This window comes from Acinetobacter sp. UBA5934 (assembly GCF_002430855.1).
GTDB lineage: Bacteria > Pseudomonadota > Gammaproteobacteria > Pseudomonadales > Moraxellaceae > Acinetobacter.
On sequence record NZ_DJDC01000098.1, the window covers coordinates 1 to 748 of the forward strand.

The window sequence follows — 748 nt, forward strand, 5'->3', positions numbered from 1 at the left end:
TGGATTATAAATTTATTAACTACTAAAGAATTATTGATTTCGAATATTAGGCTTGGAGCAGGTGTAATTTTAGCCTTAATGTATTTTGAAGCTCTTTTTGACAAACAATCTCCCATCTCTCCAAAAAAAGTTTTGATAATTGGTAATTCGGCTCTTATTACACTTTTAATCTTTTGGGCTATATTTAAAGAGACTAATACTATTTGGGAATCTTTATCATATTTAGCAGTCTTTAATGCTCTATATGGAATTATCTATTATAAGTTTCTAGGTAAAATGATATGTGTTTCATTAATTCTATTCGTAGCACCATTTATTAATGGGGTTGTGGCTTTTAATAAAAAAATCAACAGCAATCTTCCAATTGTTACTTTAAAAGAGGATAAAACACATTGGTATTTATTTGATACTTTTTCGGATCAAGCGATATTAATTGATAGTTTGAAGAAAGAAAAAAATATCAAAATTGTAGCAGTAAATGAATTGGACAATATAAGAGTCAAATAATCCTACGACAAACCTCATTTCTATAAACCGAAAAGAAACCCTATTCATCAACTATTGAATAGGGATTTTTTATGCATCCATCATATCCGCAATATCTTCAACATCCGGGTTGTAGTAAGTATTCACCAGAACTTTGATATTTTTATGCCCTGTCACCTTTGCCAACACTTCTACCGGTAATTTTTGGTTATTCACAAACCGGGTAATAGCTTCATGGCGTGTGTCATGGAAATGGATATCT

The 748-nt window shown here is 30.5% G+C and carries 1 protein-coding gene and 1 pseudogene; one reads left to right on the plus strand and one right to left on the minus strand.

Going from position 1 to position 748, the window contains the following annotated elements:
• A pseudogene (locus B2Y23_RS06985) lies at positions 1-507 on the plus strand (hypothetical protein); the annotation flags it as partial.
• Positions 508-576: 69 nt separating this feature from the next.
• Here the strand turns inward: B2Y23_RS06985 and B2Y23_RS06990 are convergent.
• Positions 577-748 (minus strand): tyrosine-type recombinase/integrase (locus B2Y23_RS06990; protein WP_291369893.1); only part of this gene is annotated, 172 nt, incomplete at its 5' end.